Genomic DNA, 21,060 nt, shown 5'->3' on the forward strand with positions numbered 1-21,060 from the left:
CGCGCGCCGCGGACGCCAGGTTCCACCCGCAGGACTCGATCGCCGCGAGCAGCGCGCCCCGCGCCTCGTCGTCCGGGCAGGCCCGCGCGCCGCCGCGGAACGACGGAACTCCGCCGCGCATCGAGGCGCCGCCGCGCGACGCGGCGCCGGGCGGCGTCGCGTCGGCCGCGCCCGGCAGCAAGAGGTCGGCCGCGCCGATCTCCTCCTGCGGCGCGATCGCCGCCGCCCGCAGGACGATGTTCCGCAGTTCGCGCACGTTCCCCGGCCAGCCGTAGGCGCGGAGCGCGGCGAGCGCGTCCGGCGCGAACGACAGCCCCTCGCGCCCCACCCGCGCCTCGGCCCGCGCGAGGAACGCCTCGGCGAGCAGCGCGACGTCGTCCCCGCGGTCGCGCAGCGGCGGCAGCTCGATCGGCAGCACGTTCAGCCGGTAGTAGAGATCGCGGCGGAAGCGCCCGGCGCGCGTCTCCTCGTCCAGCGGCCGGTTCGTGGCGGAGACGATCCGCACGTCCACGCGCCGCGGCGCCGCGCCGCCGAGGCGCACGACCTCGCGCTCCTGCAGCACGCGCAGCAGCGCCGCCTGCGCCGCCGGCGCCAGTTCGCTGACCTCGTCGAGGAACAGCGTGCCGCCGTCCGCGGCCTCGAACCGGCCGACGTTCCCCTCGCGCCGCGCGCCGGTGAACGCCCCCGGCTCGTAGCCGAACAGCTCCGCCTCGACCAACTGCTCGGGGATGGCGCCGCAGTTCACCGCCACGAACGGGCCGGCGCGGCGCGCCGACGCGTTGTGGATCGACTGCGCGAACAGCTCCTTCCCCGTTCCCGACTCGCCGGAGACGACGACCGCGAGGTCGTTGCGCGCGGCGATCTCGGCGAGGCCGACGGCGGCGAGGAGGCTCGGCGACCGCCCGAGGATCTCGTCGAAGCGGTAGCGGGCGTTGCCGCGCGCGGCGACGACGCCGCGGCGCGCGACGAGCGGGACGGCGGCGCGGAGGATCGCGCCGACCGGCGTCTCCTCGTGCTGCACGACCGAGGCGACGATCCGCGGCCCGTCGGGCGGGTCGATCTGCACGTCCCCCAGCGCCGGCCCGCCGAGGACCCGCGCCACCGCGGCCCGCAGGCCGAGCGGCAGCACCCCGGACGGCACGAGACGCAGGCGGTCGGCGGCCTCGTTGACGGCGACGATCCGTCCGCGGGCGTCCACCGCGACGAGCGCGTCGCCGGTGTCGCGCGCGGCGCGGAGCGCGTAGCGGATCACCGCGTCGCGCACGCTCGTCTCGGCGCGCACCCGCTCCTGGATCGCCCGCGCGATCGCCATGACCATCGCCAGCGCCTGCCGCCGGCGCACCGCCCACGGGCCGGTCAGATCGACGATCCCCGCGGGACGGTCCTCGCCGGGCCGGAAGACCGGCGCCGCGGCGCAGCTCCACGGCTGCCAGGCGGCGATGTAGTGCTCCGCGGCGAAGACCTCGAGCGCGCGCGCCTCGGCGAGCGAGGTGCCGGGGCCGTTCGTGCCGGCCGAGGTCTCGCTCCAGTTCGTTCCGGGCTGGAAGCTGATCTCCGCGAGGCGTTCCACGACCGCGCCGTCGCCGTCGATCGACAGCATCCAGCCGTCGCCGTCGAAGTAGGCCAGGGCGTGGTCGCGGAGATCGAGCCGCTCGGCGAAGCTGCGCAGGACCGGCTGCGCGATCCGCAGCACGTCGTCCCGCAGGCGGCGTTCGGCGAGTTCGTCCTCGCGCTCGACCGTGCCCGGAATCGCGAGCCCCGGATCGATGCCGCTCGTCTCGCGCGACCGCCGCCACGAACGGACGATTTCCTCGCGCACGCCTTCCGGCACGGCGCCGGTATCGACGTACCGCTCCCACGCGCGCTCGATCGCCAGGCGACGTTCCGCGTGCGTCGCGTGGATGTCCGCGGAAGGGACGGCGATGATCGGGCCGGAGGGGGGCATGGAAGTCTCCGGCGTCAAAGGTGTCACCCGCCCCCTGTATCGTCAATGTCGCGCCCCTGTTACATGTCGCGCCTGTCTTGTCGGAATTTTCGGCGGCGCGCCGCGCCGGGAACGCGGCCTCGCCGCCGTCCCGTCGCGCCCGGGGCGCGGCGCGCGGCCGCCCGCCCGCGGGACGTCGTTTCACTCCAAATTATTGACGGTCCTACGGTTGGCCCCGCCGGCGGAAGGTGCGCCCGCGCCTTTCGCGCCGCGCGTCGGCGCTCGCCGGGACGGTCGCGGCGGGAACGCTCGAATGCCGCCGATCCCGCCGCGACCGTCCTCCGCGCGCTGGCCCGCGGATTGCATAAGCAGAGAGCGACTTCGGGGAACAAGGCGCGCCGACCCGCCGCATCGCGCGGACCGGGCCGGCGGCGCGGGCCCCGCGGCCGCTGCGCACGGCGACGGCGCAACGCGCGCTCAGCAGCGGGTTCGAGGAGAGCCATGGCCAAAGTACTGATGATCCATCCCGACAAATGCACCGGCTGCCACAACTGCGCCCTTGCCTGCGTCTTCGGGCACGAGGGCCAGTTCCGGCCGAGCGGCACGCGCGTCCACGTCTACTCGTGGGAACGCGAGGGCTTCTCGGTGCCGATGATGTGCCAGCAGTGCGACGACGCGTCCTGCGCGAAGGTCTGCCCGACCGGCGCGATGCACCGCGCCGCCGGCGCGTCGGTCGTCGAGTACGACCGCTCGAAGTGCATCGGCTGCCGCATGTGCACGGTCGCCTGCCCCTTCGGCAACGCGGTCTACGACGGCGTCACCGGCGCGATCCTGAAGTGCGACACCTGCAACGGCGATCCGGAGTGCGTGCGCGCCTGTCCCAGCGCCGCGCTCGAGTACGTGGACGACAACATCTCCACGCGGTCGCGCAAGAAGGCCTTCGCCGCCAAGTTCAAGGCGGCCTTCGTGGAGGGCTGAGCATGTTCGGCTGGAGCGGCACGGTCCTGCGCGTGAACCTGACCACCGGGACCATCAAGAAGGAAGCTCTCGACCGCAAGGACGCCGAACTGTTCCTCGGCGCGCGCGGCCTCGCCGACAAGATCTTCGTCGACGAAGTCGATCCGAAGGTCGATCCACTTTCCCCCGAGAACAAGATGATCTACGCGCCGGGGCCGTTCTCCGGCACGTTCGCCCCCTCCGGCGGCCGCTTCCACGTCGTGACGAAGAGCCCGCTGACCGGCGCGATCGCCGGCTCCAACTCCGGCGGCTCGTTCGGCCCGGAGCTCCACTACGCCGGCTACGACGCGCTGATCATCGAAGGGAAGGCGGCCAAGCCGTCCTACATCTGGATCAAGGACGACCACGTCGAGATCCGCGACGCCTCGCACGTCTGGGGCAAGTGGGTTCCCGACGCGACCGACATGCTGCGCGCCGAGACCGACGAGGAGGCGAAGGTCTCCTGCATCGGCCCCGCCGGCGAGAAGCTCGGCCTGATGGCCGTGATCATGAACGAGATGCACCGCGCGGCCGGCCGCTCCGGCGTCGGCGCGGTGATGGGCTCGAAGAACCTCAAGGCGGTCGTCGTCGTCGGCACCGGCTCGATCAAGGTCGCGCGGCCGGACGCCTTCAAGGCGGCGGTGGTCGAGGGGCGCAAGAAGCTCAAGGCGCACCCGGTCGGCGGCGCGGGCCTCAAGGCGTACGGCACCGACGTCCTCGTCAACATCCTCAACCAGATCGGCTCCCTGCCGACGCGCAACTTCCAGGACGGCTACTTCCCCACGGCCGACAAGGTCGGCGGCGAGTCGCTGAGCAAGAACCAGCTGGTGCGGCCGAAGGGCTGCTTCTCCTGCTACATCAGCTGCGGCCGCGTGAGCAAGGTCAAGAACCCGCTCTACGCCGGCGAAGGCGAGGGGCCGGAGTACGAGGCCGCCTGGTCGATGGGCCCGGACTGCGGCGTGGACGACCTCGACGTCGTGACCCGCAGCAACCACCTCTGCAACGAACTCGGCCTCGACCCGATCTCCGTCGGCTCGACGATCGCCTGCGCGATGGAGATGTACGAGAAGGGGATCATCACCAAGAAGGACACCGGCGGGCTCGACCTGAGCTTCGGTTCCGTCCCGATGATCCACGAGCTGACGAAGCAGATCGGCCTGCGCGAAGGGTTCGGCGACAAGCTCTCCTTCGGCTCCTACCGCTTCGCCGACTCCTACGGCCACCCCGAACTCTCGATGACGGTCAAGAAGCAGGAGATGCCGGCCTACGATCCGCGCGGCGTGCAGGGGATCGGCCTCGAGTACGCCACCTGCAACCGCGGCGGCTGCCACGTCAAGGGGTACACGATCGCCGTCGAGGTCCTCGGCTGCGGCGCGACCCTCGATCCGCGCGAGACGAAGGACAAGCCGGGCTGGGTGAAGCTGTTCCAGGACCTCACCGCGGCGATCGACGCCTCCGGCGGCTGCATCTTCGGCACCTTCGGCCTCGGCGGCGACGACTACGCGGCGATGATCACCGCGCTCACCGGCGTGACCTACACCGTGGAGGACTACCTCAAGGCCGGCGAGCGGATCTGGAACCTCGAGCGGCTCTTCAACCTCAAGGCCGGCTTCACCGACGCCGACGACGTCCTCCCGACGCGCCTGACGAAGGACCTGCCGGTGCAGACCGGCCCGGCCAAGGGGCACCTCAGCCACGTGCCGGAGATGCTCCCCGAGTACTACCAGCTTCGCGGTTGGGACAAGCACGGCGTCCCGACCCAGGAACGGCTGCGCGACCTCGCGCTCGCCTGATTCGCGGACGCGGCGCCGCCCCGAAGGACCGGGGCGGCGCCGCATTCGTCTCCGCCCGCGCGCGGACCGCCGCGCGCCGCTCCACGGAACCACCGAGCCACAGGCTTCTTGCGGCGCGGCCGGCGCGCCGCCGACGACGACGAGGACTCCGATGACTGGCCCCACGATGCGGCTTCGCCTTCCGGCCTTGGACGCGCGCGGCGCGGCTCGCCCGCGGCGGGGACGCCGATGACCGGCGGCGCGCTCGTTCTTCTTCCGCTCGGCGCGCTCGGCGTCGGCGTCGTTCTCGAACTGCTGCTCGCCGGACTGCTTTCGGCGCGCGCCAAGGGTTGGCTGGCCTTCGCCGCCGGCCTCGCCGCCTTCGCCGGCGTCGCCGCGGCCTGGCCGACGATCCTCGCCGGCGGCGTCGTGGACGTTTCGCTCGGGAGCTGGGACGGACCTCTCGCCCTCGCCTACCACATCGACGGCCTCGGCTTCCTCTTCGCGATGATGGGCGCGGGGATCGGCGCCGCGGTGCTGCTCTACTCGATCGGCTACATGGCGCGCGAGAAGGGGGCGACCCGCTTCTACGCGCTGATGCTCGCCTTCGTCGCCGGGCTGATCCACCTCGTCTACACCGCCGACCTGTTCATGCTCTACGTCGGCTGGGAGGCGGTCGGCCTCTGCTCTTTCCTGCTCGTCGGCTTCTGGTACCGCAACCCCGACTCCGCCTTCGGCGCGCGCAAGGTGCTGACGATGACGCACCTCGCCGGGTACGGGCTGCTGGCCGCCGTCGTGCTCCTCTATCTCCGCACCGGCTCGACGCTCTGGACCGACCCGCGCGCGCAGGGAGCGCTGACCGGAGGGATCTTCCTCCTCGCGCTCGTCGCCGCGGTCGGCAAGTCGGTGCAGTTCCCGCTGCACACCTGGATCCCCGACGCGATGGCCGCGCCGACGCCGGTGAGCGCGCTGCTTCACGCCGCCTGCTACGTCAAGGCCGGCGTCTACCTCGTCGCGCGGCTCCACGGCTTCGGCCCCTGGCCCGCGGAATGGGGAATCGGCGTCTCCTGGCTCGGCGCGCTGACGATCCTCGTCGGCGTCCTCTTCGCCATGGCGCAGCACGACCTCAAGCGGTTGCTCGCCTTCCACACCGTGAGCCAGATCGGCTACATGATGCTCGGCCTCGGCCTCGGCACGCCGCTCGGCATCGCCGCCGGCCTGCTGCACTGCCTCAACCACGGCCTGTTCAAGGGCGGGTTGTTCCTCTGCGCCGGCGCCGTGCAGCACGCCACGGGGACGCGCGACATGGACCGGATGGGCGGCCTCGGGCGCCGCATGCCGCGCACCGCCGCGCTCTGGCTGATCGTCGCCGGCGGCATCGCCGGCGTGCCGCTGCTCAACGGCTTCGTCTCCAAGTGGCTGCTCTACAACGCGGCGCTCGAGGCGAACCGCCCGCTGCTCGCGCTGATCCCGTGGGTCGGCAGCATCCTCACCGCCTTCTCCTTCCTCAAGGCGACGAGCGGCGTCTTCCTCGGGCCGGAAGGGCCCGACTCGGCGAAGGCGCACGAAGCGCCGTGGACGATGACCGCCGGCATCGCCGTCCTCGCCGCCGGCTGCGTGTTCATCGGCGTCGCGCCGCAGTTCGCCGTGAAGTACCTCGTCAACCCGCTGCTCCCCGCCCTCGGCTGCGCGCCGCTCGAAGGGGTCGGCTGGTTCGGTCTCGGCGTCGGGCAGGGCTCGTGGTACGCGACCGCCGGCCTCGGTCTCGGCCTCGTGGCCACGGCGATCGCGCTGATCGTCTACCTGATCGCGCGTCCCGGCCGCGCCGCCCTCGCCGCCGACGGGGCGCCGACCGTCTTCACCGGCGGCGAGCCGCTCGGTCCGCAGGGCCGCCTCGCCGCGAGCGACTTCTCGCTGATCGTCAAGCAGAACCTGGCGCCGTTCTACCGCGCCTTCGACGTGGACAAGCTCTACCTCGCGCTGTGGCGCGCGCTCGGCCGCGGCGCCTCCCTGCTCGACGTCCTCGCCCGCCGCGTCGAGGCCCACGGCGTCGCCGCGCTGCTCGTCGTCGCCGCCGCGCTCGCCGTCGGCGCGCTCGTCGTGCCCGTCGCCGTCGCCAACGTCCCCGACGCGCCGGCCCCCGCGGTCTGGCCGCTCGCCGCCGCCGTCGGCGTCGCGCTCGCCGGACTGCTCCTCGCGGCCGGCGCCTTCCCCGCCACGCGCCGCCTCGCGCCGGCCTTCGCCCTCGCCGGACTTCTCGCCGCCGGCGGCGCGCTGGCGCAGGACGGAATGCTCCGCGCCGTGCTGCTCGAGGTGGGCGCGGTCGTCGCGCTGCTCGTCGTCTGGCGCCGCGGATCGAACGCCGCGGGGCGCGCCTATCTCGTCGCCGTCGTCCTCTCCGCCGTCGGCACGCTCGGCGGCGCCTACGCCGCGGAGCAGGGGAACGCCGGCCTCGCCTTGGCGCTGCTCCTGCCGGGCGCGGCGATCAAGCTCGGCCTCGTGCCGCTCTGGTGCTGGCTGCCGACCGTCGCCGAAACGACCCCCGCGGTCGTCGCCGGCCTCGTGATCGGCGTCGTGGACGTCGCGGTCTTCGCCGAGCTGCTCGCGCTGCGCGCGACCGCCGGCTGGCTCTTCGTCCCCGCCGGTCCGTGGTTCGCGCTCGGCCTGCTCTCCGCCGCCGTCGGCGCGCTCCTCGCGCTCGCCGCGCGCGACCTCAAGCGGCTGCTCGCCTTCTCCACCGTCGAGGACATGGGGATGCTCCTCGTCGGCCTGACGCTGGGCGGGAAGTTCGGCCTCGAGGGCGCGATGCTCGGCGCGGCCGTCCACTCCCTCGCCAAGGCGCTGCTCTTCGCCTGCGTCGCCGCCCCCGAGGCGGCCGGCGCGGCGCCCGGCGCGCGCGGCCTGGCCTCGCGCCACCCCGTCGCCGCCGCCGGGTTCCTCGTCGGCGCGCTCGCCGTGCTCGGCGTCCCGCCGACCCTCGGCTACGCCGGCCACTGGCGCATCTTCTCCGCCGCGGCCGCCGAGCCGTGGCTGCTCGCCGCGCTCTGCGGGTGCGCGATGCTCTGCGTCGCGACCTACGCCCGCGCGGTGGCCCTCTTCTGGTGGGGCGGCGGCGATCCGCCCGAAGGCGAGGCCCCGGTCCGCCTCGGCGCGCCGGTCCTGCTGACGATCGCGATCGCGCTCCTCGCCGTCGCGCTGCTCGGCGCCGGGTTCTGGCCGGCGCTGGTCGGAGGCGCCGCATGAGCGCGCTCTTCGGAAGCCTCGCCATGCGGCTCGTGGACCGCGCGCGACGCCGCTCGGCCTGGCTGTTCCACTTCAACTCCGGCTCGTGCAACGGCTGCGACATCGAGCTCGTCGCCTGCCTCACGCCGCGCTACGACGTGGAGCAGATCGGCGTCAAGCTCGAAGGGAGCCCGCGGCACGCCGACATCCTCTGCGTCTCCGGACCGGTGACGAAGACCACGGAGCAGGCGCTGCGGACGATCTACTCCCAAATGCCCGAGCCGAAGGCGGTCGTCGCGATCGGCTCCTGCCCCGCATCGTGCAACGTCTTCGCCGGCAGTCCCGTCGTCGCCGGCCCGCTCGAAAGGATCGTGCCGGTGGACGTCTACGTGGCCGGCTGCCCGCCGCGCCCGCACGCGATCGTGGACGGCGTCGCCAAGGCGATCGAGATCATGGTCGCGCGCGCCAAGGAGGGGCGATGAACTTCGACCGCGCCCTCCTCGCGCTGCTCGTCTTCCCCGGGCTGCTCTACGCCGCGCCGATGGGCTGGCTGATGCTCGGCGTCGAGCGGCGCCTCGCCGCCCGCTTCGGCGCCCGGCTCGGCCCGCCGCTGACGCAGCCGTTCTGGGACTTCGTCAAGCTGCTCGCCAAGCGGCCCGCGCCGCGCGCAGCCGCCGACAAGACGCTGCTCGCGCTGCTGCCGCTCCTCGCCCTCGGCTCGATGCTCGGCGCCCTCGCCCTGCTGCCGGTCTTCGCCGACGGCACCGGCTTCGCCGGGGACCTGATCCTGCTCGTCGGCCTGCTCGAGATGCCGCCGCTGCTGCTGGTCCTCGCCGGCTACGCCTCGCGCTCGATCTACGGCGAGGTCGGCGCGACGCGCGAGGCGGTGCTCTCCCTCGCCGGCGGCGTGCCGTTCCTCGCCGCGCTGATCGCGCTCGCCGCGGCGTCGGGCAGTCTGAGCCTCGCCCAGATCGCCGCCGCGGCGCCGTGGGCGGTGCGCGTTCCGGCGCTGGTCGCCCTGCTGCTCTGCCTGCCGGTCAAGCTGCGCGTCAATCCGTTCTCCGTCGCCAACGCCGAGCAGGAGATCCTCGCCGGCCCGCTCACCGAGTACGACGGCCCGCGCCTCGCGCTCTGGGAGCTGACGCACGGCCTCGAGCGGGTCGCTCTCGCCGGCTTCGCCGCGGTCCTCGCCGTTCCGCTGCGCGACGCCCACCCGGCGCTCGCCGCGGTCGTCTTCGCCGCGCTCTCGCTCGTCGTCGTCGCGCTCCTCGCGACGGTCGGCGCCGCGACGGCGCGCTTCAAGCTCCGGCGCGCCGCGCGGTTCCTGTGGCGCTGGGCCTCGCTCGCCGCCGCGGCGGCGCTGGTCGCCGCCGCCGTGCTGCGCCACTGGAGGGCCTGATGTTCGACATCCTGCGCGTGATGGCGCGCAACATCGTCAAGGGACCGGCGACGGTCCGCCTCCCCGAGCACGCGCCCTCCCCGGCGAGATTCCGCGGCTACGTGCGGATCGACCCCGCGTCCTGCGTCGCCTGCGGCACGTGCGCCTACGTCTGCGTCGGGAACGCGATCGCCGGCGCGGAGGCGGAGAGCGGCTACGCCTGGTCCTACGACCCGGGGCGCTGCACGTTCTGCGAGCGCTGCGTCGATCACTGCCCCGGCGGCGCGCTGACGATGGACCCCGTTCCCGTGCCCCCCTACGTCGAGCGCGGCGAGCTCGACGAGATGGTCCTCGTGCCGTTCCCGACCTGCCCGCGCTGCGGCGCGCCGGTGCGTCCCGCCCCCGAACCGTGGGTCGAGAAGCACTTCGCCGAAATGGACGAGGCGGGCCGCGCGGCGCTGCGCCTCTGCGTCCGCTGCCGCCGCATCCGGCTGCAGCGCGGCGTCTTCCCCACGGGAGAGAAGGCATGAGCGCGGAAGAGATCCGCAAGAACGTCGGCGGCGCGTGGGCCGAGCGGGCCGACGGCTTTTGGCTCGACGTTCCGGCGAGCCGCGTGCGCGAAGTCGCGGCCGCGATGCGCACCGGCTCGACGCGCTTCGCCGCCCTCGTCGCCCGCCCCGCGGGAGACGGGCTGCGCCTCTCGTGGCACTGGGACGACGCGGGAACGCTCCTCTCGATCGTCGCCGATCTCGCCCCCGGCGAGGCGGCGCCGAGCGTCGTGGACATCTGGCCCGGCGCCGACTGGGCGGAACGCGAGACGCGCGAGTACTACGCCGTCGCCTTCGCCGGACGGGCCGACACGGCGCCGCTGATGCTGCGCGACGGCGACGAGCCGGGCGTGATGCTGCCGGGCCGCGGGGAGGGCCGATGAGCTACGAGATCCCGATCGGTCCCTACCACGTCGCGCTCGAAGAGCCGTACAAGATCGACGTCCGCTGCGAGGGGGAAACCGTCGTCGGCTCGTCGCTGAAGGTCGGCTTCAACTTCCGCGGCATCGAGTGGCTCGGACAGCGGAAGAACATCACCCAAGCCACGGCGCTGATGGAGCGGGTCTGCGGCATCTGCTCCAACGTCCACTCGATGACCTTCTGCATGGCGCTCGAGCGGATCGGCGGCATCGAGGTTCCGCCCCGCGGCCAGTACGTGCGGGTGGTGATGGCCGAACTCGAGCGGCTCCACTCCCACCTGCTCTGGGCGGGGGTCGCCGCCGAGCTGATCGGCTTCCAGACCCTCTTCATGCGCTGCTTCCAGCTCCGCGAAGGGGTGATGGACCTGCTGGAGAAGATCTCCGGCAACCGCGTCAACTACTCGATGAACCGCGTCGGCGGCGTCAACCGCGACGTGACCTGCGGCGACGAGATCCGCGCCGCGGTCGGCGCGATCCGCGAGGAGACGGTCCGCTCGCTGATCCCGATCTTCACCAAGGACCGCGGCGTCGCCGCGCGCTGCGCCGGCGTCGGCGTGCTCACGCGCGACGACGCGCTCGCCCTCGGCGCGGTCGGGCCGGTGGCCCGCGCGTCGGGCGTCGACTGCGACCTGCGCCGCGACGCCCCCTATCTCGTCTACGACCAGCTCCAGTTCGCCGTGCCGACGCGGAGCGAAGGGGACGTCTTCGCCCGCGTCGTGGTCCGGGCGCTCGAGATCCTCGAAAGCTGCAGCCTCGTCGAACAGGCGCTCGACCGGATGCCCGAAGGGCCGCTCAACCGCGGCGACATCTACGCCGTCGCGCCGGGCGAGGCGGTGATGCGGGTCGAGGCGCCGCGGGGCGAGGTCTTCTACTTCGTCGCCAGCGACGGGAGCGACGTCGCCGCGCGCGTAAAGGTGAGGACGCCGACCTTCCCCAACATCCCGACCGTCCAACCGATGGTCCTCGGGGCCGATCTCGCGGACGTGCCGCTGATCCAAGCCTCGATCGACCCTTGCTACTCCTGCACGGACAGGTAGGGACGCCGCCGACGAGAGCCTGACCGATCCACCGAAAACCGGGCGGAGGGCCGCCGCGGGCGTGCCGCGGGACGCCCGCGCTCTGTCCGAAAACGAGAAACGAACCCGAAGGAGGGACGCACAATGAAACGCGCAACGCTGTTCGCCGTCGTCTTCGCCGCCGTCGCGGCGCTCTCGGCCGGCGCCGCCCACGCCGGCGCGCCGTTCGTCAACCTCGAAGGAGTCGGAGGCATCGCCTTCAACCCCGTCGCCTACCTCGCCGGCTCGGAGCCGGGCGCGCAGATCGGGCCGCTGGAGATCGGCAAGCCGCGCGTCGGCGTGTGGTACATCGACCTCAGCGACTCGTCGATCGACTGGACGCCGGTCGGGGTCGCCACGTCGTTCAACAAGCGGCTGGAGGTCTCCTACGGCTTCGAGTCGATCGCCGTCGAAGGGCTCGCCAACATCCACAAGAAGACCATCGGCGCGAAGCTGCTCGTGGTCAACGAGAACGCCGCGGGGACGAAGTGGATCCCGGCGATCTCGATCGGCGCGAAGCACAAGAGCACGTCGTTCCCGTTCGCCGAGAACAAGAGCGGCATGGACTACTACGTCGTGGCCACCAAGCTGATCACCCAGGCCCCGAAGCCGATCCTCGTCTCGATCGGCGCGCAGTCCACGAAGGAGCAGGTCACCGGCGCCATCGGCTTCAACAACGAGCGCAAGGTGATCGGCTTCGCCAACGTCGACGTCATCCCGACGAGCTGGCTCTGCCTCGGCGTCGAGTTCCGCCAGGGCCCGGACTACGGCCCGGCCGGCGGCAACTACAAGGACGCGAACTACTACAACGTCCACGCGGGCTTCTTCGTCGACAAGAACCTGTCGTTCGCGATCGCCTACACCAACGCCGGCGAGAACACCTTCAACGGCGGCAAGACCGGCAGCTCGCTGGGCTTCGGCGGCGGGCTCGTCGTCGGCGTCCAGTACGCCTTCTGATCCGACTCCTCCCCGGGGCGGGCCGCGCGTTTCGGCGCGCGGCCCGCTTCGTCTTCGCGCGGCGTCTCGCCTCCCCCGCCCCGACGAGGCTACGATGGCGCGATGCGCCGACTTCTCCCCCTCGCCGCCGCCGCGCTCGTCCTCGCCTGTCTTCCGGCCGAGGCGGGGCTCTTCGACTGGCTGAAGGGGAAGCGCCCCCCGATCGCGGCGGTCTACGACGCCGAGTTCCGCGGCTTCGTCCCGGTGCTGCGGGGCGTCGAGCGTCCCGACCTCGCCGCCGACGAGACGGGGCGGCTGCCGGCGGAACGCCGCGACGCGGAGCGCCGCGCGCGGCGCCGCCTGCGCAAGGCCGACGCGCCGTTCGCGCCCCCCGCGCCGCCGAAGGCGCCGTCCAAGCGCTGGCTGCGCCGGCGCGCCGTGACGACCGAGCTCTTGGTCCTCGACCCGTACGGCCGTCCCGTCGCCGGGGCGCGCCTCTACCGCTACGTCGACCCATCGTTCCGCACCGTCAACCAGGACGAGGGCGGGGCGCGCCTCTTCGGCGCCTGGCGCTACCTGCCGCGCCCCTTCCCCGCCGACGAGGCGCGCGCCTTCGCCGCCGCGCTCGATCCGTTCTGGCGCGCGACGTCGTTCGCCGGGGCGCGCGAGGAGACGCCGGACATCGACGAGCGGCGCAACCCCTGGCTGCGGACCCGCCCCGCGCCGCCGCTCGAGTACGTCGGCGCGACGAACGAGAGCGGCCTGGCGCAGGTTTCGTCGGGGCCGTTCAACGTGCGGGACAAGGAGAAGTTCCCGCGCGCCACGGCGCCGGAGGCGCTGCGCCTCGGGTTCGTCGTCGTCGCCGACGGCTTCCTCCCCGCGACGAGCGAGGCGCGGCTGAAGAAGGACGGCGTCTTCGAGTCGCGGAGCGTGATGCTGGCCTTGGCGCCCGACCACGACCTCTTCGTCTCCGGCGCCTGGCGCGCCGCCGCCGCGCTCGCCGCCGCACCGCCGCCGGACGGCGACGCGGCGCGGAGCGGCGACGCGGCGCGGAGCGACGACGCGGCGCGGAACGACGACGCGGCGCGGAGCGACGACGCGGCGCGGAACGACGCCGACGACGCGGACGGCGCGGAGGAGCGGCGCGTCGCGCGGGCGCTCGCCGCGCTCGACGACACGTTCTATCTCCTCGCCCCGGACGCGCGCGCCGCCGCGCGGCGGGAGGCGGAAGCGCGGCTCTGGGGGATCGTCGCCGCGCGGTCGCCCGGCGCGACGCGCGTCCGCTTCCTGCGGCGCGCCGCGGACGCGACCCCCGACGACCCGGCGCGCGCCGCCGCGCTCGGCCTCGCCCTCGCCGGACCGCGCCTCGCCGACGCCGCGCCGGTCGTCCCGCAGCGTCCCGCCCCGCCCGACGCCGCGCTCGACGAGGCGGAGCGGCTGCTGGCGAAGGCGCTGGTCCGCGAGCCGCGTCTCGTCGTCGTCTGTCCGACGCTCGACGCGCTTCTCGTCCGCCGCGGCGCGGGGGACGACGAGCGGCGGCCCCACGTCGCGGCGCTGCTGCGCCTCCTGCCGTTCGACGCCTGGGGCGAGGCGCGCGAGGCGGTCTTTCTCCTCCGCGCGGGACGGGACGCGGAGGCGTTCGACCGCCTGCGCAGCGGCTACCTCGCCGCGCCGGGGCTCGGCGCCGACCGCGAGCTGGCGATCGCGCTCAGCGCCCACTTCTGGCGCGCCGGGCTGCCGGAGAAGGCCGCGGCCTACTCCTGGCTCCTCGCCGGCCGGGCGCCGGAGGATCCGACGGCGCGCCCGCGCTACGCCGAGGAGCGGGGCGCCGCGTCGCCGGGCGCCCGATAATGCCGCGATGAGCGATTTCGACGCCCCGCGCAACAGCACCAAGGCCGACGTCCGCCGCGAGCGCCGCGGCGAGGTCGAGGTCGTCGTCAAGGACTACGGCGCGCGGGCGTGGTGGGTGCGGACGTTCTACGGCCGCCCGACGCTGCGCCGCGAGGCGCGCGTCTACGAGCGGCTGAAGGGGGTTCCGGGCATTCCGCGCTGCTTCGGCTTCGAGCGGCCCGACGCGCTGGCGCTGGAGTTCGCCCCCGGCCGCCAGCTCGGCGCCTTCGCCGCGGGCGAGGCCGCGCCGGACGTCTTCGACGCGCTCGACGCGATCCTCGACGCGGTCCACGGCCGCGGCGTGGCGATCGCCGACCTGCACCGCTCGAACGTCCTCGTCGCCGACGACGGCGCCGTCCACGTGATCGACTTCGCCGTCGCCCGCCTCGCCCGCGATCCGGCGCGTCCCGGCCCGCTCGTGCGCCTGCTGCAGCGGCTCGACCGGCACGCCGCGGCGCGGATGCGCGCCCGCGCGCTCGGCCTGCCGGAGCCGGTCCCGACCGGCGTCTTCGGTTTCCTCTACCGCCTCGTCCGCCGGCTCAAACCGTAGCGTCCGCGCGGCGCGACGCGGTCCGCGCGGGCGCCGGACAAAGAACCGCCCGCGTCGCGGGACGCGGGCGGCCTTACGAAAAGCGACGCGGCGCGGCGCCGGTCAGGGCTCGCCGATCAGGGCGCGCCACCAGAGGGCGCGCGGACCGTGCCCTTCGCCGTACTCCGGGATCTCCGCCTTGAGCGCGGCGATCGGCGCGGGCGCCTCCGCCGCCTCGGGCGCCGGAACCGGCGCGGCCTCGACGGGCTCCGCCGCGCGCGCCGGCGCGGGCGCGGGCTTCACGGCCTCCGCCGCGGCGACGCTCGGCGTCTCCGGTTCTTCGGCCGTCTCCGGCGCCTCGCCGGGCGTCCCTTCGGCGGACGCGCCCTGCGCGGCGGCCGCGCCGCCCTTGCGGCCGCGGCGACGGCGGCGACGACGCTTCTTGGACGGCGCGGCGACCTCGCCGCCCTCGCCCTCGGGCGCGGCGACGGTCCCTTCGGCCGGCGCGGCGGCCCCTTCCTCGGGTTCCTCGTCGCCGAAGATGTCGGACATGATCGCCCCTTCGACCGACGAGAAGTCCCCGCCCTCCGCGGCCGGCGCCGCGCCCGCGGCGCCCGCCTCGCCCTGCTCCTCCGGACGGCGGTGCTTGCGGCCGCCGCGGCGGCGACGGCGCTTCTTCTTGCCCGCGCCCTCGGCCGCCGGCGCGCCTTCGGCCTCCTCCGCGGCGCCGGCTTCCGGCGCCTCGGCGGCCGCCTTCGCGCGCGCCGCCTCGGCCGCGCGGGCTTCCTCCGCCTCGCGCGCCTCGTCGGCCTCGACCTCGGCGATGATCTCGGTGTGGCTCGGCGCGACGACGAGCGGCGCGGCCTCGGCGGCCCGTTCGCGCACGACGGTCCGCATCTCGCAGCGGTCGCGGATGTACTCGGGATCGCCCTTGACGAGGATCCGCGTGTGGTACCGCTCCTCCCAGGAGCCGAGATCCTGCCGCTTGGCGTTGAGCAGGTAGTCGCAGACCTCGGGCGGCACCGTGATCTCGATGTTCTCGAGGTCGCCGCGGACGACGGTCGTCTGCAGCCGCCGCAGCGCCTGCACCGCCGCCGCCTCGACCGTCTTGATCGAGCCGGTTCCCTCGCACTGCGGACAGTCGGTGTAGCGCAGCGAGGACTTCCCCGCGGCCAGCCGCTCGCGGCTGATCTCCATCAGCCCGAGCGAGGAGATCCGCGTCGCGTCCCAGCGCGCCTTGTCCTTCTTGAGCTCGTCCTTCATCGTGCGCTCGACGTCGCGGATGTTCTTGCGCGAGCGCATGTCGATGAAGTCGATCACCACCAGCCCGCCGAGGTCGCGCAGCCGCATCTGCCGCGCGATCTCCCGCGCCGCCTCGATGTTCGCCTTGAACGCGGTGTCCTCGACCGTCCCCTCCTGCGTCATCTTGCTGGAGTTGACGTCCACGGCGGTCAGCGCCTCGGTGACGTCGAAGACGACCGCGCCGCCCGAGGGGAGCGTGACGCGCCGGCGGAAGATGTTCTCGATCTGTTCTTCGAGGTTGTACTTGTTGAAGATCGGCTTCTCGCCCTGGTGGAGCTTGACCGCGCTCTTCTTCTGCGGCAGGGCGATCTCGAAGAACTCGACGATCTCCTCGGCCGTCCGCGGGTCGTCGACGAGGATCTCGTCGATCTCCGGCGTCATCAGGTCGCGGATCGTGCGGATGACGAGGCTCCGCTCCTTGTAGATCAGCTTCGGCCCGCGCACCGTGCGCGAGGCCTCCTCGATCGTCTCCCAGACCCGCAGCAGGTACTTGAGGTCGCGCGCCAGCTCGGTCTTCGTCGACGACGCCCCCGCCGTGCGCACGATCACGCCGTGCTCCTCGGGGACGTCCAGCGCGTCGAGCGCCTTGCGCAGCCGGTCGCGCTGCTTCTCGTCGAGCTTGCGGGAGATGCCGGCGCCGTCGGCGTGCGGCGTCAGCACGAGGTAGCGGCCGGGGAGCGAGAAGTAGGTCGAGAGCGTCGGCGGCTTGTTGGCGTAGGCGTCGCGCACGACCTGGACCAAGATCTCCTGGCCCTTGTGGAGGTGGTTTTCGAGCCGCCCCTTCTGCGCCCCTTCCTTGCGCGGGGGGTGGAGCTTGAAGTTGACCTCGTCGAGCGGCAGGAAGCCGGCCCGCGCGCCGCCGATGTCCACGAAGGCGGCCTGCAGCCCCGGCTGCACCGACTCGACCCGCCCCTTGTAGATGTTCCCCTTCTGCGCCTTGTGGTCGAAGGTCTCGATCTCAAATCCTTCGAGCACCCCGTCGGCCACGATCGCCACCCGGCTCTCCTCGGCGTGGGTGACGTTGATCAGCATTTTCTTCTTTTCGGACACCCTGCAGTCTCCTGTCGCGGGGCGCCGTCGGCTTCGTGGTCATCGCGGGTCCTCGCCCTGCGCCGCGGGCGGCGTCGCGAACGTGCGGGAGGGATAGACCTCCACCGGCACGTCCGGCAGCGCCGCGCGGACGCGTTCGGCGATCGCGCGCAGCCGTTCCTCGGAAAGCGCGGCGACGTCGGGTCGCGGCGGCTTGCGCGCGACCGTCGTCACCTGCACGCCGGCCAAGGCGCCGCCGGCCGCGACGATCGCGGCGAGGCGCCCGGCGTAGGCGTCGATCTCGGCCTCGGATGGCTCCGCGGCGCCGAGACGCAGGAACAGGCTTTGAATGACCAGAGGACGCCGACGGGCCTCCTCGCGGATGTTGTCGAGAACGCGGTCGAAGGACGTTCCGGAGGCGTTGACCAGCCGGTACTGCTCCTCCGAGCCCGCGTCCAACTTGGCCCAAACGACGCCGCCGCGCGCGGCCAGGGCGTCCAGCCCGGCCCGCACGCGCGGCAAGTGGAACAACGTGGCGTTGGTGATCAGCGTGAGCGGCGTTCCCGGCAGACGCTCCGCCGCAAGTCGGCCGACGGTCTCCACGACCTCGGCGAAACGCGGATAGGCCGTCGGTTCGCCGTCCCCGGAGAAGGCGACGTCGGCCACCCGACAATGTTCTTCCGGCGCTCCGTCCCGCCTCGCCCGCTCGGCCAGCTCGCCGCGCGCCCCCGCGTCGAGCAGGGCGGCGAGTTCGGCCTGGAGCAGCGCCTCGTCCACGTCCTGCCTCGCCCCCGGAACCGTGCGGTCCACCTGGCAGTAGATGCAGCCGAAGTTGCACCGCTTGTGGGGGGAGAGGTTGATGCCGATCGAAATGCCCTTGGCGCGGCGCGAGAGCACCGCGTAGACGAACTGAAAGCCGTCGAACGCGCGGGGATGGCTGTCCTGACGGAACTGCGCGGGCGCGGACGGACCGTTCATGCGCGGTCCCCGCGGGCGATTCCGAAGAAGCGGAGCGCCGCCCTGAAACGGCGCGGCGACCGCGGAAAGGTCTTCAACGACTGTCCGTCCTTGCCGGGCCGGCCCCGGGTCGCGCCCGAACGCCGGCGAATTCAACGCTGATTGTATCCCGTACCGCACGGCGCCGCAGCGGGCAAAAGGCTCTCTTGCCGTCGCCCCGCTGCGAGCGTGGCGCACCGCGCGCCGACGCTCCCGCGCGCAGGTCGACCGAGTCGTTGGCCGCGGGGGCGTTTTACCGTACGTTGCTCCGCGAGGAGGGCCGATGTCGCTCCCCCCGCCGGGCGAACTGCGCAAGTACTACGTTCCGGAGGTCGTCTTCGGCGAGAGCGCTCTCGACCTGTGCGGGCGGTACGCGTCGAATCTCGGCGCGCGCCGCGTCCTCCTGGTCAGCGATCCCGGCGTCGAGGCGGCCGGCTGGACCGGCATGGCGGCCGACGCCCTGAGCCGCGAGCGGCTCGACGTTTCGACGTTCCTCGACGTCACGCCCAACCCGCGCGAGGCCGAGGTCGAGCGGGGGGTCGATCTCTACCGCCGCGACGGCTGCAACGTCATCGTCGCCGTCGGCGGGGGCAGCCCGATCGACTGCGCCAAGGGGATCGCGATCCTCGCCGGCAACGGCGGCGCGATCGGCGCCTACAAGGGGATCGACGAGATTCCCCTGCCGGGCCCGCCCCTCGTCGCGGTCCCGACGACCTGCGGCAGCAGCGCCGACGTCTCCCAGTTCGCCGTCATGCGCGACGTGGCGCGCGAAACGAAGTACGTCCTCGCCAGCCGCAAGATCGTCCCCGACGTTTCGCTGACCGATCCGCGCGTCGTCACGACGCTGCCGCCCGACGTCGCCGGCGCCGTGGGGATGGACGTCCTCTCCCACGCGCTCGAGGCCTGCTGCTCCAACGCCGGATGGGCGCTCACCACGGCCCACGCCCTCTCGGCGATGCGGCGGGTCGCCGCCGCCCTGCCGCGCTTCGTCGCCGACCGCGCCGACCGCGCCGCGGCGGCGCAAATGATGATGGCAAGCCTGGAGGCCGGCTTCGCCTTCTCGAACGCCAGCCTCGGCCTCGTCCACGCAATGTCCCATCCGCTGGGCGGCCGGCTCGACCTCCCCCACGGGCTCTGCAACGCGCGGCTGCTGGCGACGGTCGTCGCCTACAACTTCCCCGCGGCGCGCGACGAGTACGCCCGCGCCGCGGAGGCGCTCGGCGTCGCGACGCAGGGCGACGAGGAAGTCTGGCGGGCCGAGTTCGTCGAGCGCATCGAGCGGCTGTCGGCCCTCGCCGGCCCGCGCCGCGCGCTGGCCGACGGCGGCCTCAAGCGCGAGGACGCGCCGTTGCTCGCGGAGCGGGCGCTCGCCGACGTCTGCATCGTGACCAACCCGCGGCGGCCGACCGCCGCCGAGGTGGCGGCGCTCTATGAACAAGTCTGCTGACGCGGCCGAATGGGAGCGGCTCCGGGCGCGGATCCTCGGCCTCGGCGAGGAGTCGATCCACAAGAGCCACTACCCGGAGCTGCAGCGCCGGCTGGGGGAGCTGCAGGAGAGCGAGGAGCGATACCGCTCGCTCATCAACAACATCAACGTCGGCATCCTGCGCACCGTCCCCGACGAGCGGGGCACGATCCTGGAAGCGAACCCGGCGGTGGCGCGGATCCTCGGCTTCGAGAGCCTCGCGCCGTTGATCGAGGCGGGCGTCCTCGCTTTCTACGCCGACCCGCGGGACCGGGCCTTGTTTCTCGAACGGATCATGCGGGAAGGCGAGGTCCGCGGATACGAGATGCTCCTGCGCCGGCGCGACGGCGGTCTCGTGTCGACTTCCGTCTCCGGGACCGGCCACTTCGACGCCGACGGCCGCCTCGCCTTCGTCGACTTCGCCTGCGAGGACGTGACCGAGCGCCGACGCCTCGAAGCCGAGCTCGCCCACGCGCAGAAGGTCGAGGCGTTGGGCCGTCTCGCCGGCGGCGTGGCCCACGACTTCAACAACCTGCTCACGGCGATCATCGGCTACCAGCAGATGCTCCTCGACGGCCTTCCCGAGGGCAGTCCCGCGCGCCAACCGGCGGAGGAGATCGGCCGCGCCGCCGACCGCGCCGCGCGGATGACGAAGGACCTGCTGGCCTTCGCCCGCAAGCAGGTTCTCCGCCCGCGGCTGGTGGACCTCAACCGCATCGTCTCCTCGCTGCAGGGGCTTCTGCGCCAGGCCTGCGGCGAGCAGGTCGAGCTGCGCCTGGCGCTCGCCGACGACCCGTGGAAGGTCAAGGCCGATCCGACCCAGATCGAGCAGGTGCTGCTGAACCTCGCGCTCAACGCGCGCGACGCGATGCCCGACGGCGGAACGCTGACGATCGAGACGCGGAACGTGCTCCGCGGCGCCGCGCTCCCCGGCTTGCCGCCCGCGGCCGCGGAGGGGGCGGCGCTGCTGGTCCACGACACCGGCTTCGGCGTCCCGGCGGAGGTGCAGCGGCGGATCTTCGAGCCGTTCTTCACCACCAAGCCGGCGGGAAAAGGGACCGGCCTCGGCCTCGCGATGGTGGACGGCATCGTGCAGCAGTCGGGCGGGCGGATCGGCCTCGAGAGCGAGCCGGGCCGCGGCTCGGTCTTTTCGGTCTATCTTCCGCGCGCCCTTTCGGAAAGCGAGCAGGAGGAGGAACGGCCCTCCGGCCCGACGCCCGGCGGCCGCGAACTGGTCCTTCTGGCCGAAGACGAAGAGGCGGTCCGCACGTTGATGGCCGGCGTGCTGCGCCGCGCCGGCTACGCGGTCCTGGAGGCGCGGGACGGGCAGGACGCGCTGGAGCGGCTGACCGCCCTCTCCAAGCCGCCCGACATCGTCGTCGCCGACCTCGGGATGCCGCACCTCGGCGGACTCGCGCTCGCCGAGCGGCTCGCCGTCGCCGCCCCGAACACTCCGTTCCTGTTCGTGTCCGGCTACGGCGAGGCGGCGGCGGGCAAGATCGGCGGCCGCCCGCTCCTCGAGAAGCCGTTCTCCCCCCAGACGCTGCTGGCGAAGGTCCGCGAGATCCTCGACCGCTGAGCGCGCCGGCCGGCGTTCGA

General features: G+C 73.4%; 16 protein-coding genes. 13 read left to right on the forward strand and 3 right to left on the reverse strand.

Annotated elements, in window-relative coordinates; all coding sequences use genetic code 11:
* Positions 1-1,945: sigma-54-dependent Fis family transcriptional regulator (locus LLG88_01985; protein MCE5245676.1), on the reverse strand; the 1,945-nt coding region annotated here is incomplete at its 3' end.
* A gap of 480 nt (positions 1,946-2,425) precedes the next feature.
* Between LLG88_01985 and LLG88_01990 the strand changes: the two genes are divergently transcribed.
* The 11 genes from LLG88_01990 to LLG88_02040 all read left to right on the forward strand — a co-directional run bounded on the left by LLG88_01990 (position 2,426) and on the right by LLG88_02040 (position 14,690).
* A complete protein-coding gene (locus LLG88_01990; protein MCE5245677.1) occupies positions 2,426-2,902 on the forward strand; it encodes a 4Fe-4S dicluster domain-containing protein in 477 nt (158 codons plus the stop codon).
* 2 nt (positions 2,903-2,904) lie between these two features.
* The gene (locus LLG88_01995) at positions 2,905-4,713 is read left to right on the forward strand and encodes an aldehyde ferredoxin oxidoreductase family protein (protein MCE5245678.1); all 1,809 of its coding nucleotides are present in this window, start codon (positions 2,905-2,907) and stop codon (positions 4,711-4,713) included.
* Positions 4,714-4,941: 228 nt separating this feature from the next.
* On the forward strand, positions 4,942-7,935 hold the full coding sequence (locus LLG88_02000) for a hypothetical protein (GenBank protein MCE5245679.1): 2,994 nt from the start codon (positions 4,942-4,944) through the stop codon (positions 7,933-7,935).
* On the forward strand, positions 7,932-8,396 hold the full coding sequence (gene nuoB, locus LLG88_02005; protein MCE5245680.1) for an NADH-quinone oxidoreductase subunit NuoB: 465 nt from the start codon (positions 7,932-7,934) through the stop codon (positions 8,394-8,396). The genes LLG88_02000 and nuoB overlap by 4 nt, the downstream gene beginning before the upstream one ends.
* Positions 8,393-9,313 (forward strand): NADH-quinone oxidoreductase subunit H, encoded by a 921-nt coding sequence (locus LLG88_02010; GenBank protein ID MCE5245681.1) that lies wholly within the window; start codon positions 8,393-8,395, stop codon positions 9,311-9,313. Before nuoB ends, LLG88_02010 begins: the two co-directional genes overlap by 4 nt.
* On the forward strand, positions 9,313-9,822 hold the full coding sequence (locus tag LLG88_02015) for a 4Fe-4S dicluster domain-containing protein (GenBank protein ID MCE5245682.1): 510 nt from the start codon (positions 9,313-9,315) through the stop codon (positions 9,820-9,822). Before LLG88_02010 ends, LLG88_02015 begins: the two co-directional genes overlap by 1 nt.
* Positions 9,819-10,223 (forward strand): NADH-quinone oxidoreductase subunit C, encoded by a 405-nt coding sequence (locus tag LLG88_02020; GenBank protein ID MCE5245683.1) that lies wholly within the window; start codon positions 9,819-9,821, stop codon positions 10,221-10,223. The genes LLG88_02015 and LLG88_02020 overlap by 4 nt, the downstream gene beginning before the upstream one ends.
* Positions 10,220-11,296 (forward strand): nickel-dependent hydrogenase large subunit, encoded by a 1,077-nt coding sequence (locus LLG88_02025; GenBank protein ID MCE5245684.1) that lies wholly within the window; start codon positions 10,220-10,222, stop codon positions 11,294-11,296. The genes LLG88_02020 and LLG88_02025 overlap by 4 nt, the downstream gene beginning before the upstream one ends.
* Before the next feature lie 123 nt (positions 11,297-11,419).
* Entirely contained in the window at positions 11,420-12,271 is an 852-nt protein-coding gene (locus LLG88_02030; protein ID MCE5245685.1) for a DUF3034 family protein, read from the forward strand.
* Positions 12,272-12,373: 102 nt separating this feature from the next.
* Positions 12,374-14,101, forward strand: a complete 1,728-nt coding sequence (locus LLG88_02035) for a hypothetical protein (GenBank protein ID MCE5245686.1) — start codon at positions 12,374-12,376, stop codon at positions 14,099-14,101.
* Positions 14,102-14,108: 7 nt separating this feature from the next.
* Positions 14,109-14,690, forward strand: a complete 582-nt coding sequence (locus LLG88_02040) for a hypothetical protein (protein ID MCE5245687.1) — start codon at positions 14,109-14,111, stop codon at positions 14,688-14,690.
* Between the two features lie 102 nt (positions 14,691-14,792).
* Here the strand turns inward: LLG88_02040 and LLG88_02045 are convergent, their stop codons facing one another.
* Positions 14,793-17,021: an Rne/Rng family ribonuclease gene (locus LLG88_02045; GenBank protein MCE5245688.1), complete on the reverse strand. Its 2,229-nt coding sequence runs from the start codon at positions 17,019-17,021 to the stop codon at positions 14,793-14,795.
* 39 nt (positions 17,022-17,060) lie between these two features.
* On the reverse strand, positions 17,061-17,978 hold the full coding sequence (locus tag LLG88_02050; protein MCE5245689.1) for a radical SAM protein: 918 nt from the start codon (positions 17,976-17,978) through the stop codon (positions 17,061-17,063).
* 301 nt (positions 17,979-18,279) lie between these two features.
* Here LLG88_02050 and LLG88_02055 point away from each other — a divergent pair, with 301 nt between their 5' ends.
* Positions 18,280-19,443: an iron-containing alcohol dehydrogenase gene (locus LLG88_02055; protein ID MCE5245690.1), complete on the forward strand. Its 1,164-nt coding sequence runs from the start codon at positions 18,280-18,282 to the stop codon at positions 19,441-19,443.
* Positions 19,427-21,040, forward strand: coding sequence for a response regulator (locus LLG88_02060; protein ID MCE5245691.1), 1,614 nt, complete (start codon positions 19,427-19,429; stop codon positions 21,038-21,040). Before LLG88_02055 ends, LLG88_02060 begins: the two co-directional genes overlap by 17 nt.
* Positions 21,041-21,060 lie beyond the last annotated feature (20 nt).

This window comes from bacterium, from assembly GCA_021372775.1.
GTDB lineage: Bacteria > Acidobacteriota > Polarisedimenticolia > J045 > J045 > JAJFTU01.

Coding starts and splice junctions, on each gene's coding strand:
- LLG88_01990 (MCE5245677.1), top strand. CDS start 2,426: ATGGCCAAAGTACTGATGATCCATCCCGACAAATGCACCGGCTGCCAC.
- LLG88_01995 (MCE5245678.1), top strand. CDS start 2,905: ATGTTCGGCTGGAGCGGCACGGTCCTGCGCGTGAACCTGACCACCGGG.
- LLG88_02000 (MCE5245679.1), top strand. CDS start 4,942: ATGACCGGCGGCGCGCTCGTTCTTCTTCCGCTCGGCGCGCTCGGCGTC.
- nuoB (MCE5245680.1), top strand. CDS start 7,932: ATGAGCGCGCTCTTCGGAAGCCTCGCCATGCGGCTCGTGGACCGCGCG.
- LLG88_02010 (MCE5245681.1), top strand. CDS start 8,393: ATGAACTTCGACCGCGCCCTCCTCGCGCTGCTCGTCTTCCCCGGGCTG.
- LLG88_02015 (MCE5245682.1), top strand. CDS start 9,313: ATGTTCGACATCCTGCGCGTGATGGCGCGCAACATCGTCAAGGGACCG.
- LLG88_02020 (MCE5245683.1), top strand. CDS start 9,819: ATGAGCGCGGAAGAGATCCGCAAGAACGTCGGCGGCGCGTGGGCCGAG.
- LLG88_02025 (MCE5245684.1), top strand. CDS start 10,220: ATGAGCTACGAGATCCCGATCGGTCCCTACCACGTCGCGCTCGAAGAG.
- LLG88_02030 (MCE5245685.1), top strand. CDS start 11,420: ATGAAACGCGCAACGCTGTTCGCCGTCGTCTTCGCCGCCGTCGCGGCG.
- LLG88_02035 (MCE5245686.1), top strand. CDS start 12,374: ATGCGCCGACTTCTCCCCCTCGCCGCCGCCGCGCTCGTCCTCGCCTGT.
- LLG88_02040 (MCE5245687.1), top strand. CDS start 14,109: ATGAGCGATTTCGACGCCCCGCGCAACAGCACCAAGGCCGACGTCCGC.
- LLG88_02050 (MCE5245689.1), bottom strand. CDS start 17,978: ATGAACGGTCCGTCCGCGCCCGCGCAGTTCCGTCAGGACAGCCATCCC.
- LLG88_02055 (MCE5245690.1), top strand. CDS start 18,280: ATGTCGCTCCCCCCGCCGGGCGAACTGCGCAAGTACTACGTTCCGGAG.
- LLG88_02060 (MCE5245691.1), top strand. CDS start 19,427: ATGAACAAGTCTGCTGACGCGGCCGAATGGGAGCGGCTCCGGGCGCGG.